A 13,202-nucleotide genomic window follows, 5' to 3' on the forward strand; every position below is an offset into this window, starting at 1 on the left:
GGAAAGAGGTCCCACCATGCCCGCCCTCGCCTTCCTCTCCGCCCTCTTCGTCGTCGGATTCGACCAGTTCGTCCAGTGGAAGTACGGGACGATGGGCATCATCGGACTGATGCTGCTCACGGTCGGGATCAAGGCCAACAGCCCCGCCTGCAGCTCCATAGGGGCCGTCGTCCTCGCCCTGCTGGTCGCCCAGCCGGCGCTCTGACCAGGTCAGAGGCCGAGATCCAGCTCCGAGCTGATCGTCTCCCACAGGGCGTTGAACCACAGGTGCGACTGCTCCACGAACGTCGTGTCCCGCAGCCCGGCCCCCTGCGCGAACGGGAACAGCATCGACCGGGTCCCCTCCGCGTCGTACAGCTGCAGGTGCTCCTGGTCGATCTCCGCCTCGCGCCGGGTCAGCGTGTAGTACGCGAAGAGCGCCTCGGCACCGTTGATCAGGTACAGCTTGACCGGCGGTGTGAACGGCAGGGCGCGGAAGGAGACGCGCGCGTCGATGCCGTGGGTGCTGCGCAGCGCCAGCAGGTTGTGCCTGAGGACCTGGCCCTGGGCGTTGCGCTGGGCCAGCCAACGGCGGTGCAGGCGGTCGCCGTCCGTGCCCTCCACCGGTGTGGGGAACGCCAGGTCGATACGGCCGCTGGGCAGCAGTACGCGTACGTCGACCTTGGCCGGTTCTATGCGCCCCGCGTGAATCTCGCGCAACGGCTCGCTCATCGCGAGCGTCAGCGACACCGCCGTCAGGCACAGGGCGTCGATCTCCACGTGCGGCGCCGTGAAGGCGGCGGATATCCGCGGGGCCAGCGCCACCATGGTGGGCTGTGGCGGGGCCTGGGGCCCGGTCTGCGCCCTCCCCGCGTGGTGCGCCACGGTCGCCGGGCTGCCCTTGGAGACGTTGGTGAGCAGTTGCTCGGACTGCAGGATGCGCAGCGCCTGGCGCACGGCTCCCCGCTCCACGCCGAACTCGTCCGCCAGCTTGGCCTGCGTGGGCATGCGCTGGCCCGGTCGCAGCACCCCCGACCTGATCCGGCTGCGCAGCTCGTCGGCCACCTCGTGGTGCGATCTCTGTGGCCGTTGTGACTTCTTCCGCCCGCTCGCGGCAGCGTGTTCCGGCTCCACGATTGAACCGTACAACTTCACGCCATCTTCCGGCAGTTCAGAAGAAGGTGGTTATGAGACGACTCCAAGTGGAGATAAGTCAGGTGGAGTTGGTCGCCAACTCCGGGAAAGTTGAACGAGCTTGAGTGCTCCTGACCAACATGGTCGTACGAGTGACCGGGCTCCCTTCCGGAGGGGAGCCGGGAGCCCGGCGTGCACCACAACCACAACTGAATCGCTACGGATGAACAAGCACAGCAGCCACCACCCGCACGGAAGGAGCACCACCCGAGAGCCCGTAGAGGCTCAGAAGATGTCCGGGCACCACGGTCGCCTGGACGTACGCAGCAGGGCGTCGGCGACGGAGGCGGCGCCCTTTTGCTGTTCCCGTACCCGACCGAGCGCCGCGAGCCGCACCGCGGACTCGTCCCCCAGCCACAGGGTCGCCAACTCGCCCACCGGGAGGGTCAGTTGGGGCTCCTGGTCGGTGGGCCGGCACTCGGCGCCGTCGGGCCCCGCCTGGAGCCGGTAACGGCCGCCGGCGAGCCCGGCCTCGTCGACCACCTCCAGGACGAGCGTGCCGGACGTCGCGTAGGTGCGTGCCTCCAGGGCGCGTACGACGTCCAGGACCCGTACCCACAGCGTGTCCGCGTACGTGGTGAGGCGGGCCGCACGCGGGTCGGGGAGGAAGTGGGGCAGCAGGTCGTCCGGGGCGCGGTTGCCGGACTTCACGGTGGTGACCCAGTCGAGCGAGCACAGGTAGTGCCACAGGGCGCGTTCGGCGCTGGGGCTGGTCGTGATCAGACCCTTCACGGTCGCGGTCTGCAGCGGCCGCTTGCCGTCGCCCCAGTGGTCGTCGCTCACATAGGTGGCGAGACCGTCGATCTCCCCGGAGGCGGAGCGGTGGACGGCGTAGAAGGGTTCCGTCCAGTCGTCGTCGAAGCGCAGGGCGCCCGTGTTGAGCTGCCACCAGCGGTCGCCGCGGGAGACCGCGCCGGGCATGGCGCGACGGAAGCGCTCGTGCAGCTCGGGGCCGAGTTTGCGGACGTCGTCCGCGTCCACGAGGTCTATGCGACCGTCGTCGAGGACCGGGCGGTGGCGCTCGAGGCCGGTGCGGGGGACGTCGATGGTCCACTCGGCGGTGTGGGCGGCCGGGCCGAAGCCGTAACGGCCGTAGATGGGGTATTCGGCGGCGGTGAGGGTGGCGACGACGTCGCCGCGCTCCTTCGCCGCGGCGAGGTCGAGGGCCATCATGCGCGTCAGAAGGCCGCGGCGGCGGTGGGTGGCGGTGACGGAGACGTTGGTGATGGCGTCGGCGGGGACCAGTGCGCCGCCGACGGCTGTCAGCTCCTGCGGGAAGGAGCGGAAGGTGGCGACACAGCGGGCGTCGTCGAAGGCCGCGAGGGTGCGGGCGGGGGTGATGTTGCCGCCGCGGACGGCGAGCTCCTGGTCGGAGACGTAGGGGGAGTGGAGGAACCCGGTGTGCAGGGCACGGATCCAGTCGGGGATCTCGGAGTCGGTGATGGGGCGTACGTCGAGGTCCTGAGGATGGCGGCTCATGGGGTCACGGTAGGAGGGCGGGGCTGGGGGTGTCGCGTGGATTTACGACAGCCCGCCGCCGGACCCCGCTCGTCTCCCCCGGACCCGGCTCGTCGCCCCCGGACCCGGCTCGTCGCCCCGAATCCCGCACATCGCCCCGGACCACGCTCGTCACCCCCGGAGCAGGCTTGTCCCCCCGGGTCCCGCTCATCGTCCCGGGTCCCGCTCATCGCCCCCGGGACCAGGCTCGTCGCCCCGGACCACGCACATCGCCCCGGACCACGCTCATCGCCCGGACCGCGCTCCCCGCCCTCTCGTCCCCGCAGAGCACGAAGCACTCTGCTAGAAGACCGCTCGTATCTCCCCCACCTCACGGCCTCCGCCCAGCAGCGGTGCCCTGCCGATCCGCTGGAGCACCGGGGCCTCCACCCCCATCAGGGTCAGTGCCCTGGACAGGACGGGGCCCAGGGTCCGGGTCGCGCCGTCGTCGATCTTGAAGGCCAGGGCGCGGCCGTCCGGGAGGGCGACCGCCTGGACCGCCTCCGCGCCCATCTTCGACAGGGCGCCCGGTATCTCGCGCATCAGCCAGGTGTCGGGGCGGCGCGTGCCCGCCACGTACTCCGGGTGTGCCCGCATCGCGTCCGCCACGTGGCGTTCCGCCGTGCCCGGGGCCGCCAGGACGAAGGAACGGTAGGCGCGGGCCAGGCCGGTGAGGCTGATCGCCATCAGCGGTGCCCCGCAGCCGTCCGTGCCCACCGCCGCCACCGGCTCCCCGGCGGCCTCCTCCACCACGGAGTGGATCAGCTGCTGAAGAGGGTGCTCGGGGGCGAGGTACGTCTCCAGCGGCCAGTCCCGCAGCGCGCACGCCGCCAGCATCGCCGTGTGCTTGCCGGAGCAGTTCATGGTGACCCGCTCGCGGACGGCGCCCGAGGCCAGGTAGGCCTCCGCCTCCTGCGGGTCCAGCGGCAGGTCCGGCGGGCACTGCAGGCGCTCGGGGGCCAGCCCGTGCTCCGCCAGCATCTTCCGCACCAGGTCCAGGTGGAACGTCTCGCCCGAGTGGCTCGCCGCCGCGAGCGCGAGCCGCTCCCCCGTCAGGTCCAGGCCGGCGCGCAGCACACCGGCCGCCTGCATCGGCTTGTTCGACGAACGCGGGAAGACGGGTGCTGTCACGTCGCCGAGCGCGAACTCCACGGAACCGTCCTCGGCGAGCACCACCAGACTCCCCCGGTGCCGTCCCTCGACGAACCCGGACCGCACCACCTCGGCGAGCACCGGGGGCGCGGAGGACACGGCGGACATGGCGGGCTGGGCGGAAGTCGACATGGGTGGGGCTGCCCTTCGGGACGGGACCTGGCCGGCACGGCCCGGGACGGGTTCCCTCCCGGGCGGCGGGCACGCCAGGGCCCCGGGATACCGGGGCCCTGGCGTCACGTGAGCAGGTCGTCTACTTGCGCTTCTCCTTCACGGTACCTGCGGGCGATCTCGGCACTGCAGTCGTCCGCCGTGCGCTGCACGTCCTGCCGCCGCCGGGAGACCTGCTGCTCGTAGCGCACGAGCCGCCCCATCCCCGCGCCCAACTCCTCGTCCGTACGCGCCTGGAGGTCCGACAGCTCCACCTCGGCGAGCATCTCGGCCGCCAGCCGCCGGTACTCCTCGCCGTGCGGTGTGCCGAGCGTCACATGCCGGGCCGAGGACCGCTGGCGGGCGGGGGCGTCCCTGAGGATCTCCGGAAGCCGTTCCATGACCCCGTCGGGCGCCGCGCCGCCCCCGCGGCGGGCCAGCTCCGCACGCAGGATGTCGATGCGGCCCTGCAACAGCCGCCGTACGTAACTGAGGTCCGCCTCGTCCCGCTGGGCGTCCCGGCGCAGCGCGCGCAGCTCCGGCAGTCCCAGGCCGGACAGGCTGTGCTCCTGCGGGTGCGCCCTGCTCGGAGAGCCCTGGGGGGGATCCGAGGGCAGCGGGGGGCTGTCCGTGCGCTGCACGGGCGCCCGGCACTCCGCCATGGTTGCCGTACGGGCGGGCTGCTGCCCGGTACTCGGTGTGCTCATGTACCTACCGTCCCCTCGACCGGCGCGGCACCCCCCACGGATGCGCCGCTAACACACGCATCGTGCCACTGCAAGTAGCCGTAATGTGGCCAAGTGACCATGGACAGCCCGGATGGCGGTGTTGAGGGTCAAGGCGGAACGACCAGTTGGCCCTGTCCCGGCGCCGCCGAGCCGCACGGCATCATGGTCCTCATGCGTGCGGTGGTGCAGAGGGTCGACGGCGCGAGCGTCGTCGTGGACGGTGAGACGGTCGGCGAGATCAGCGGCGAGGGGCTGTGCGTGCTCGTCGGGGTGACGCACGACGACACCAAGGAGAAGGCGGCCCAGCTCGCCCGCAAGCTGTGGTCGATCCGCATGCTGCACGACGAGAGGTCCTGCTCCGACATCGACGCGCCGCTGCTGGTGATCAGCCAGTTCACGCTGTACGGCGACGCCCGCAAGGGGCGCCGCCCGACCTGGAACGCGGCCGCCCCCGGCGATGTCGCCGAGCCGCTGGTCGACGAGGTGGTCGCGCAGCTGCGGGCGCTGGGGGCGACGGTGGCGACGGGGCGGTTCGGAGCGGCGATGCGGGTGTCGTTGACGAACGACGGCCCGTTCACGGTGCTGCTCGAGATCTAGGGCGCCGGGGGTGCGGGTCCGAGGGAGGCAGCGCAGCCCACGGCGCCACGAAGTCGACGGCACTGCGGCTCCCCAAGGGGCGCGGGGCTGTATCGATGTGCGGCTCCGCCGCCTGGGCGCGACCAGCCACGACCGACCCGCGGTCGCGGGACTACGGCTCGACCACGACCTCCTGCGCGGCCGCCGTCTCTCCGGCCAGGAGCCTCGCGTCCACGGGCACGTTCCGTTTGACCAGGGCCAGGGCGACCGGGCCGAGTTCGTGGTGGCGTACCGACGTCGTCACGAAGCCGATCTTGCGGCCGTCGGGGCCGTCGTCCGCGAGGCGGAGTTCCGTGCCGTGCGGGGGCAGGTGGACCTCGCTGCCGTCGAGGTGGAGGAAGACCAGGCGGCGCGGCGGCTTGCCCAGGTTCTGGACGCGGGCGACCGTCTCCTGGCCGCGGTAGCAGCCCTTCTGGAGGTGGACGGCGGTGCCGATCCAGCCCAGCTCGTGCGGGATGGTGCGGTGGTCGGTCTCGAAGCCCAGGCGCGGGCGGTGCTGCTCCACGCGCAGCGCCTCGTAGGCGAGGATGCCGGCCGCGGGGCCGTTCCTCTCCGCGTACGACTCCAGGTCCGCGCGCGGCAGGAACAGGTCACGGCCGTACGGCGTCTCGCGGACCAGCACTCCCTCGGGCGCCTCGGCGATCGAACCGGCCGGCAGGTGCACCACCGCGAAGTCGTCCGTCCGGTCGGCGACTTCGACGCGGTAGAAGAACTTCATCGACTCCAGGTACGCGATCAGCGCGCCCTGGGTGCCGGGTTCGACATGCGCCCAGACCGTCTCGCCGTCGTCGACCAGGTACAGGGCGTACTCGATGTGACCGTGCGCCGAGAGGATCAGCGCCTCGGTGGCCCGGTGCGGGGGCAGTTCGCTGACGTGCTGGGTGAGCAGCAGGTGCAGCCAGCTCAGCCGGTCCTCGCCGCTGACGGTGACGACACCGCGATGCGAGAGGTCCACGAATCCGGAGCCGTCGGCAAGGGCGCGCTGCTCGCGGAACAGGTCGCCGTAGTGGGCGGCGACGCCTTCGTCCACGCCCTCGGCGGGGACGGCGCCGGGCAGGGACAGCAGGGGACTCTTCATGGTCTCAAGCCTACGACGGGGTAGTTGAACTCTTGAGCGAGCAGTCCCTGCACCGGCCGAAGATCGCGAAGTGCTTCATGTCAGTGTCGAAGCCGAACGTCTCGCGCAGCTTGGCGGTGAACTCGGCCGCCACCGCGACATCCGCCTCGATCACGTTCTGACAGTCCCGGCAGACCAGGTGGATGTGGTGGTGCCGGTCCGCGAGGTGGTACGTCGGCGCGCCGTGCCCGAGGTGGGCGTGGCTGACCAGCCCGAGTTCCTCCAGGAGCTCCAGGGTCCGGTACACGGTGGAAATGTTGACCCCCGACGCCGTCTTCCTCACCTCGCTGAGGATGTCGTCGGGGGTCGCGTGCTCCAGTGTGTCCACGGCTTCGAGCACGAGTTGCCGCTGCGGGGTCAGCCGGTAGCCGCGCTGCCGCAGATCGCTCTTCCAGTCGGTGCTCACCACGACGTCCAGTCTAGGGCTCCGTCACGGCCCCGGGTCGGCTCCGAACGACAGCGCCCCCGTCATCAGCAGGTCGGCGAGCAGGCCGCGGTACTCGCTTGTCGCCCGGGCGATCTCCGTATGGACGCGGACCTTCTCGTCCAGTGCGGCGAGGGTCTCGCCGATGGCCTTCCGTTCGGCGCGCGGAGGGAGCAGCACCGGGAGATCGCCCAGGTCACGCAGACTGATCGAGGGGATCGTCGCCCCGGCCGAGCGCCTTTCCATCCACCTCTGGGCGGCGCCCGCGCTCAGGTACCCGGTGAGGTACGCCGCCAAGGACAGGTCAGGGGTGCCGAGCCGCAGGCGGACCATCTGTGTGTACAGCCACTGCTCCTGCTCCCCGGTCACCAGGGCACATCGGCCGACCGTACCGGTCCGGGTGATGAGCACGTCTCCCTCGGCGAGCCGGTATCGCTCCAGGGTGCGTGCCCTGGCCGGGGCCAGGCCGACACGCTCGGCCTGCGCGATCCGCCGGTGGACCAGGTCCCTGGGCAGGACGAGCGGTACACCGTCGTCCGTCCCCGTACGGTCGTCCGGGCGGATGTGCGGTCCCACTTGCAACGAACACAGCTCCCTGAGGGCGAGGCGCTGCCACCCCGCGGGCAGAGGGGTCGGGCCCTGGCTCAGGCCGGTCACAGTCCGTACCTCCTCAGCCGTTCTTCGAGGGCGCTGTCGGCGGCCCGCGCCTGTACGCCCAGCCTGCCGAGCTCCTCCGACAGCTGTGCCAGTCGGCGCCTCGCCGCGGCCGGGTCGACGGCTGCGGCGTCCATCCGCGCGTCACCATGCACGAGCACAGGCGGGTCCACACGGTAGTCGAGCGCCGCGATCTCCTCAGGGTCCACCACCCTGCTGATCCCCGGTGTACCGGCGTGGTCCCGCCCCGCCTCCCTGGCCTGACGCCACGATGCGTATGCGTGCACCAGTCGGTCGACGTCGCCGTCCGACAACGAACGGCGGTTGCGCCCTGCCATGCGACCGAGCCCGGACCCGTCCACGAAGAGGACTTCCTCCGACCGTCCCCGAGGAGAGCGCAGGAACCAGACGTGCGTCTGGATGCGGGTCAGTTCGAAGAGCTGGGAGGGCAGGGCCATCACGCACTCCACGACGCCGTCCTCGACCATACGGGCCCTCGCCCGCCCTACGGCGCCGCTGCGGAATGAGGCTCCGGCGGGCATGAGAACGGCGGCCCGGCCGCCAGGGGCGAGACGCGAGACGACGTACTGCAGCCAGTCGAAGTCCCCGTCGCGCGTCACGCCGTACCACCAGTACTCCGGAGGAGAGACAGCATTGTCGACACGAATGGCGAACGGCGGATTCGTGATCACCGCGTCGAACGATCCGGGTGGATCGGAAGGGCCCTGGGAAGGGGCCCGGGAACCCAGCCGGATATGGGGCCTGGCGACACCTCGGAGCCTGAGGTTCATACGCGCGAGCCGCAACGCCGCCTCCCCCGTCCCCCTGCCGCTCACCTCATCCGGGGCCGTGCCTCCTCTCTCGACGACTGCGTCGAGGTATCCGGCCAGCAGCTCCCCGCTTCGGCAGAAGGGGTCGTGCAACCGCTTCGCCGTGGGGCCGCCGCCGGTCAGGGCACGGGCCATGACCCGGCTCACCGAAGGGGGTGTGAAGAACTCGTCGGCCGCTGTCGCGTCAGTGTCCCGGAGGAGCGCGAGAAGGCGGTCGAAGGCCTGCCGGCTCTCGTCACGGGACGCGGGCGGACTGTGGTCCAGGAACCGGACGACGTCGGAGAGCAGCGTCAGTCCATAGCCGTCCGCCATGTCCAGATCCATCAGGGCAAGCCCCGGATGCTCGACGTACTGCGCCCACCGCTCCCTCTCCTCGCTCTGGACGAACACGAGGGACAGCAGCAGGTTCACGTAGTCGGACATGCGTAGCCGGCCGCGCAACCGGTCCGCGTCCCGCCACGCCAGTTGCTCGACCGCCGGGAGCAGGCTGCCGGACGGTCCGCCGCGCAGGGCCGAGCGGAAGCGGTCGCCGTAGGTCGTTCCTGCGGGCTCGCCCGGCTGGAGCGCGTTGGACGGGATGGTGCGGCCGGACAGCCACTCCAGGACCTCACCGGCACGGAACGCATCGGGCTCCGTGCCCCCCTCGTCCTGAGTGACGGGCGCCGGAAAGTCCGGGTGCCGTCGCTCCCAGTTGGTGACGGCGGGACGCCGCACCCCCGCCATCCGGGCGATGTCGGAGCGCGAGACGAGAACATCGCCGACGTCAGTCAAGGGCGCCCTCCCTCCCTTCGAGTACGGACCGGAACCGGTCCATCGCCCAGACCTCCTTGGCCAGGTCCGGACCGAGCGCACCCAGGACCCGGTAGATCCTGGCATGGTCGGATTCGAGGTCCCCGTCGTGGATGGGCTCATGGTGCATGACGCGGTTGCGCAGGCGGACCAGGGACCACAGGTCCTCGTACAGGGCGTCGCGACGGCCGGAGTGGTACGGGAACGCCTTGTGCAGGGTGGGCACCCAGAAGACCCGGTCGTAGCGCGACACGAGCAGGGCGGCCCAGAAACCGAAACTGAGCTCCGTGACGACGTCGTCAGCGGTGACCGGCCGCTTCGGCCGCCGCTGCTCCTTGGCCCGCTGCTCCTCGTTCCGCTCGGACTTGGCACGCGCCTTGCCGACGAGCCCCCTGCCTCCGTCGTTGAGCGGCGCCGTGCTCCACCAGTCAGGCCGGCCGTACGCGGCGACCAAACAGTCGTGCAGGGCGTTGCGGACCGCCAGTTCGACGCAGTGCAACGGCACGTACAGAGCGGCCGACGCCTCGAGGTTCCACTGGTAGAGCCGCATCGCGGCTTGGGCGTCGCCGCCGGAAGCCCGCAGATAAGGCCTCAGCCGCGGCATGGAGAAGGACCGCGTCATCCATTCGGGCATCCCGTCCACCACCGTTCCCCCCTTCTTCCAGGCATACGGATGCCCGGGACGTTTGCTCCTCACGGAAATGGACTGACTGTGCTACAGTCGATGACGAACGTTCTGGGCCGCCTCTGCTTTGCATGCCACCCAGAGCACGGCTTATCGGGAACCCCGGCCGCATTCCAGTTGCGGCCGGGGTTCCGTGCGTTCGTCTCTACGATAGCGGCTAGTACCGCCGGAACTCAAGTGCATTGCAGTGCAGTTGATTCTGTTAACCCCCTCGGGGGTGTGAAACAGGGCCTCGCAGACGCCTGCGAGGCCCTGTCCTTGCTGCTTGCTCTACTTGAAGAACGCGATGCCGTCGTCCGGGAGGTCGTCCGGGAGGGCCTTCGCCCATCGCTCGACGTCCTCCGGGGTGACGACCTTCTTCAGGTGGGCCGACATGTACGGACGCAGCTCGACCTCCGGGGTCTGCTTCTCGCCGACCCACATCAGGTCGCTGTTGACGTAGCCGTACAGGCGCTTGCCACCGGTGTACGGGCCCGAGGCCGCCGTACGGGCCACCGCGTCCGTCGCCAGGTCGATCTGCGGCTTCTGGTGCGCCAGCTCGCCGTACCAGACCTCGACGACACCGTCGTTGCGGACCATGGTCACCTCGACCTTGCGGTCCGCGTCGATCCACCAGTAGCCGGACTCCGATTCCAGCGGCCTGACCTTGTTCCCGTCGCCGTCCAGCACCCAGGTGTGCGAGTGGTACTCCAGGAAGTCCCGGCCGTCGTGGGTGAAGGAGACCTCCTGCCCGAAGTTGCACTTCTCGGAGCCGGGGAAGTCGTGCACACCCGCGCCGGTCCAGTTCCCGAGCAGGAAGGCGAGCGGGACGAGGTCCTTGTGGAGGTCGGACGGGATCTCGATCATGAGCAGCTTTTCGTCGTGGATGGCGTGGGGGTCAGCGCTGGCCCTCGAAGAGCTTCTTCACGGTCAGCCCGGCGAAGGCGAGCACGCCGACGCAGACCAGGACCAGCAGGGTTTCGAAGAAGATCTCCACGGGGTGCTCCTCGGATGAGCGCGGTACACGTACACAGGGCCATGTCCCACTGTAGTCGGGTGGGTCCCGGCCCTCTTTGTCAGGTCCGCTTGACCTCGCCGTACGCCATGCTGCGCCCGGTCGGCGGCGGCCGGGAGTGGCAGGCCGACCCCGATGCCCTTCGCCCCGCCACCCAGCGGGAGCGGATCGGCGCCGGGGTGCGGGCCGCGAACGAGCGTGCCCGGGCCGCCGACGACACCAGCCGCCCGCCACTGCCCGTCCGGGGATGTGCGACGTGCGAGGAGCCGGCCGCGCGGCGGGAGGTCGCGCGGGCGGAGTACGACGGCAGCACCGAGACGGACGCCAACGTCCTGCTGCGCCGCCACCACAACCAGGAGCACCGCGCCTGACCGGGCCCACCGCCTTCACCCCGGCAGGACTAGGCTGCGGGCATGGCCAAGAAGCTCGTGATCAAGGTGACGGCGGGGGCCGACGCGCCCGAGCGCTGCTCTCAGGCGTTCACGGTGGCGGCGGTCGCCGTCGCCAGCGGCGTGGACGTCTCGCTCTGGCTGACCGGTGAGTCGTCGTGGTTCGCGCTGCCGGGCCGGGCCGCCGAGTTCGAGCTGCCGCACGCCGCGCCGCTACCCGACCTGATCGAGTCGATCATGGCGGCCGGCCGGATCACCCTGTGCACCCAGTGTGCGGCCCGCCGCGAGATCACGGAGAAGGACGTCATCGAGGGCGTACGGATCGCGGGCGCGCAGGTCTTCGTCCAGGAGTCGCTCGCGGACGACACGCAGGCGCTCGTCTACTAGGGCGCGCATCGAGTCGCGAGCAATCCGCGGGACTCACCCTCGTACGAACCCTGATCACCCGACCGACGGGCAGTCGCACTGGATGCGCATGCCGGTCAGCCCGTGGGCAGGCCGATCTGGTCGCGTTCGAGCACGGAGCGGAGCTCCGAGAGGATCTGCGCGGCGGCGGGTCCTGAGGGGCTGCCGAGGGTGTCCGCGGTCAGCTCGGCCAGCGTTTCGGTGAAGGTCGCCTCCGCCGCCTCGACGAGTTGCAGGCCGTCATCGGTCAGGTCCAGCAGCGATGAGCGGCGATCCGATGGATTGGTTCGCCGTATGACCCATGCCTGCTTCTCCAGGCGGTCGATGCCCTTGCTGGTCGCACCGATCCCGATGGCGAACTCGGCGGCGATGTCCGCCACCCGGGAGCCGGGGTGGTCGCGCAGGAAGCGCAGGAACTCGTACTGCGAGGTGACGATCCCGTGCCGCTGGCGCAGACGGTCGTTCAGCGCGTTGTAGAGGCGCGTCTCGCAGCGGACCAGATCGGAGAAGAAGCCCGGGAGGTCGACCCGGCCACCGCTTGACTTGGATGCCATGGCATATATTCTAGCTTAGATGCCTAGGCATATACTTCCTTGGCATTTACTTGACGAGGGGGCGGCAATGAGCAGACAACAGCGCGCGGAGATCGACGCGATGGTCCGACGGCCTCAGCCGGAGGGCCCTCGGTCGGTGGAGGAGCTTCGCGCCGGGTTCAGGGCGATGATGGGGGAAATGATCGTCCCGGCCGGGATCCGCACCCGGACCGCGACGCTCGGCGATCGGCCTGCGGTGCTCGTCGAGCCGGCCGGCACTCCGAAAGCAGGGACGATCCTCTACTTTCACGGCGGCTCCTACGTGGTCGGTTCACCGGAGACGGCGATGTCGCTGACGGGGAACCTGGTGACCAGAACAGGGTTCAGGGCATTCTCGTTGGATTACCGGCTCGCCCCTGAGCATCCGTTCCCGGCCGCGATCGAGGACGGGCTGAGCGCCTACCGCGCACTTCTCGGCAGCGGCGAAGACCCTTCGGCGATCGCGTTCGCCGGGGACTCCGCCGGTGGCGGCCTCACCGTCACCACCTGCCTCGCCGCCCGAGACGCGGGCCTGCCCATGCCCGCCGCAATCGTGGCGTTCTCCCCCGGACTCGACATGACCCGGACAGGCGAGAGCATGGACACCAAGGCGGGCATCGACCCGTTCTTCACGCGTGAGGGCATGGAGCACACCGGGACCATGTACCTTGCGGGGCAGGACCCGCACCAGCCCATGCTGAGCCCCGCCACCCTCGCCGACCTGACCGGCTTCCCCCCGATACTTCTGCAGGCGGGCACCAACGAAATGCTCCTGGACGACTCCACACGCATGGCCACGCGCGCGAGGGAGGCCGGAGTGGACGTCATCCTGGACATCACCGCTGACGTTCCCCATGTCTTCCAGGCGTTCGCCGGCGTTCTGGACGAAGCCGACGAGGCGCTGGAGCGCGCCGCTCTCTTTCTCAGTCAGCACATCCGCACCAGGGGCACGGCACACACGTCGGCAGGCTGAAAGCCGACGGCCGGTCTCACACGGACCACGGTCG

Annotated in this window: 16 protein-coding genes; 5 read left to right on the forward strand and 11 right to left on the reverse strand. The window is 70.4% G+C overall.

What is annotated here, in order from left to right:
* Positions 1 to 16: 16 nt before the first annotated feature.
* Entirely contained in the window at positions 17 to 205 is a 189-nt protein-coding gene (locus SY2F82_RS22915) for a hypothetical protein (protein ID WP_200421025.1), read from the forward strand.
* 5 nt (positions 206 to 210) lie between these two features.
* On the opposite strand, the gene SY2F82_RS22920 is transcribed toward SY2F82_RS22915, so the two are convergent.
* The 4 genes from SY2F82_RS22920 to SY2F82_RS22935 all read right to left on the reverse strand — a co-directional run bounded on the left by SY2F82_RS22920 (position 211) and on the right by SY2F82_RS22935 (position 4,679).
* Positions 211 to 1,113: a winged helix-turn-helix domain-containing protein gene (locus SY2F82_RS22920; protein WP_236041740.1), complete on the reverse strand. Its 903-nt coding sequence runs from the start codon at positions 1,111 to 1,113 to the stop codon at positions 211 to 213.
* Between the two features lie 285 nt (positions 1,114 to 1,398).
* A complete protein-coding gene (locus SY2F82_RS22925) occupies positions 1,399 to 2,652 on the reverse strand; it encodes a GNAT family N-acetyltransferase (protein ID WP_200421026.1) in 1,254 nt (417 codons plus the stop codon).
* 321 nt (positions 2,653 to 2,973) lie between these two features.
* Complete coding sequence (locus tag SY2F82_RS22930; protein WP_200421027.1) at positions 2,974 to 3,954, reverse strand: asparaginase; 981 nt, start codon at positions 3,952 to 3,954, stop codon at positions 2,974 to 2,976.
* Between the two features lie 104 nt (positions 3,955 to 4,058).
* Positions 4,059 to 4,679, reverse strand: a complete 621-nt coding sequence (locus SY2F82_RS22935; RefSeq protein WP_200421028.1) for an AmfC protein — start codon at positions 4,677 to 4,679, stop codon at positions 4,059 to 4,061.
* Positions 4,680 to 4,871: 192 nt separating this feature from the next.
* On the opposite strand from SY2F82_RS22935, the gene dtd reads away from it, so the two are divergent.
* Complete coding sequence (dtd, locus tag SY2F82_RS22940; protein ID WP_103844355.1) at positions 4,872 to 5,297, forward strand: D-aminoacyl-tRNA deacylase; 426 nt, start codon at positions 4,872 to 4,874, stop codon at positions 5,295 to 5,297.
* A gap of 151 nt (positions 5,298 to 5,448) precedes the next feature.
* Here dtd and SY2F82_RS22945 read toward each other — a convergent pair whose 3' ends face one another.
* The 6 genes from SY2F82_RS22945 to SY2F82_RS22970 form a co-directional block, all read right to left on the reverse strand.
* Positions 5,449 to 6,414 (reverse strand): folate-binding protein YgfZ, encoded by a 966-nt coding sequence (locus SY2F82_RS22945; protein ID WP_200421029.1) that lies wholly within the window; start codon positions 6,412 to 6,414, stop codon positions 5,449 to 5,451.
* Positions 6,415 to 6,424: 10 nt separating this feature from the next.
* Positions 6,425 to 6,862 carry a Fur family transcriptional regulator gene (locus SY2F82_RS22950; protein WP_200421030.1) on the reverse strand — a complete coding sequence of 146 codons (438 nt, stop codon included), beginning with the start codon at positions 6,860 to 6,862 and terminating at the stop codon, positions 6,425 to 6,427.
* Between the two features lie 21 nt (positions 6,863 to 6,883).
* Positions 6,884 to 7,534 (reverse strand): restriction endonuclease subunit S, encoded by a 651-nt coding sequence (locus SY2F82_RS22955; protein WP_200421031.1) that lies wholly within the window; start codon positions 7,532 to 7,534, stop codon positions 6,884 to 6,886.
* Positions 7,531 to 9,132, reverse strand: a complete 1,602-nt coding sequence (locus SY2F82_RS22960) for an N-6 DNA methylase (RefSeq protein WP_200421032.1) — start codon at positions 9,130 to 9,132, stop codon at positions 7,531 to 7,533. The genes SY2F82_RS22955 and SY2F82_RS22960 overlap by 4 nt, the downstream gene beginning before the upstream one ends.
* Positions 9,125 to 9,784, reverse strand: coding sequence for a hypothetical protein (locus SY2F82_RS22965; RefSeq protein WP_236041742.1), 660 nt, complete (start codon positions 9,782 to 9,784; stop codon positions 9,125 to 9,127). The genes SY2F82_RS22960 and SY2F82_RS22965 overlap by 8 nt, the downstream gene beginning before the upstream one ends.
* Before the next feature lie 321 nt (positions 9,785 to 10,105).
* Entirely contained in the window at positions 10,106 to 10,681 is a 576-nt protein-coding gene (locus tag SY2F82_RS22970; RefSeq protein ID WP_200421034.1) for an FABP family protein, read from the reverse strand.
* 237 nt (positions 10,682 to 10,918) lie between these two features.
* Here SY2F82_RS22970 and SY2F82_RS22975 point away from each other — a divergent pair, with 237 nt between their 5' ends.
* On the forward strand, positions 10,919 to 11,200 hold the full coding sequence (locus SY2F82_RS22975) for a hypothetical protein (RefSeq protein ID WP_308437785.1): 282 nt from the start codon (positions 10,919 to 10,921) through the stop codon (positions 11,198 to 11,200).
* 42 nt (positions 11,201 to 11,242) lie between these two features.
* The gene (locus tag SY2F82_RS22980) at positions 11,243 to 11,605 is read left to right on the forward strand and encodes a DsrE family protein (RefSeq protein ID WP_103844335.1); all 363 of its coding nucleotides are present in this window, start codon (positions 11,243 to 11,245) and stop codon (positions 11,603 to 11,605) included.
* Between the two features lie 95 nt (positions 11,606 to 11,700).
* On the opposite strand, the gene SY2F82_RS22985 is transcribed toward SY2F82_RS22980, so the two are convergent.
* Complete coding sequence (locus tag SY2F82_RS22985; protein ID WP_200421035.1) at positions 11,701 to 12,177, reverse strand: MarR family winged helix-turn-helix transcriptional regulator; 477 nt, start codon at positions 12,175 to 12,177, stop codon at positions 11,701 to 11,703.
* A 67-nt stretch (positions 12,178 to 12,244) separates the two neighbouring features.
* Here SY2F82_RS22985 and SY2F82_RS22990 point away from each other — a divergent pair, with 67 nt between their 5' ends.
* Positions 12,245 to 13,168, forward strand: a complete 924-nt coding sequence (locus tag SY2F82_RS22990; RefSeq protein WP_200421036.1) for an alpha/beta hydrolase — start codon at positions 12,245 to 12,247, stop codon at positions 13,166 to 13,168.
* The last annotated feature ends 34 nt before the right edge of the window (positions 13,169 to 13,202 follow it).

The organism is Streptomyces sp. Y2F8-2, assembly GCF_014905555.1.
GTDB classification, from domain to species: Bacteria; Actinomycetota; Actinomycetes; order Streptomycetales; family Streptomycetaceae; genus Streptomyces; species Streptomyces cynarae.

Bases quoted from the DNA above. Each gene is read 5' to 3' on its own strand.
- SY2F82_RS22915 (WP_200421025.1), top strand. From the start codon at position 17: ATGCCCGCCCTCGCCTTCCTCTCCGCCCTCTTCGTCGTCGGATTCGAC.
- SY2F82_RS22925 (WP_200421026.1), bottom strand. From the start codon at position 2,652: ATGAGCCGCCATCCTCAGGACCTCGACGTACGCCCCATCACCGACTCC.
- SY2F82_RS22930 (WP_200421027.1), bottom strand. From the start codon at position 3,954: ATGTCGACTTCCGCCCAGCCCGCCATGTCCGCCGTGTCCTCCGCGCCC.
- SY2F82_RS22935 (WP_200421028.1), bottom strand. From the start codon at position 4,679: ATGAGCACACCGAGTACCGGGCAGCAGCCCGCCCGTACGGCAACCATG.
- dtd (WP_103844355.1), top strand. From the start codon at position 4,872: ATGCGTGCGGTGGTGCAGAGGGTCGACGGCGCGAGCGTCGTCGTGGAC.
- SY2F82_RS22945 (WP_200421029.1), bottom strand. From the start codon at position 6,414: ATGAAGAGTCCCCTGCTGTCCCTGCCCGGCGCCGTCCCCGCCGAGGGC.
- SY2F82_RS22965 (WP_236041742.1), bottom strand. From the start codon at position 9,784: ATGCCCGAATGGATGACGCGGTCCTTCTCCATGCCGCGGCTGAGGCCT.
- SY2F82_RS22970 (WP_200421034.1), bottom strand. From the start codon at position 10,681: ATGATCGAGATCCCGTCCGACCTCCACAAGGACCTCGTCCCGCTCGCC.
- SY2F82_RS22975 (WP_308437785.1), top strand. From the start codon at position 10,919: ATGCTGCGCCCGGTCGGCGGCGGCCGGGAGTGGCAGGCCGACCCCGAT.
- SY2F82_RS22980 (WP_103844335.1), top strand. From the start codon at position 11,243: ATGGCCAAGAAGCTCGTGATCAAGGTGACGGCGGGGGCCGACGCGCCC.
- SY2F82_RS22985 (WP_200421035.1), bottom strand. From the start codon at position 12,177: ATGGCATCCAAGTCAAGCGGTGGCCGGGTCGACCTCCCGGGCTTCTTC.
- SY2F82_RS22990 (WP_200421036.1), top strand. From the start codon at position 12,245: ATGAGCAGACAACAGCGCGCGGAGATCGACGCGATGGTCCGACGGCCT.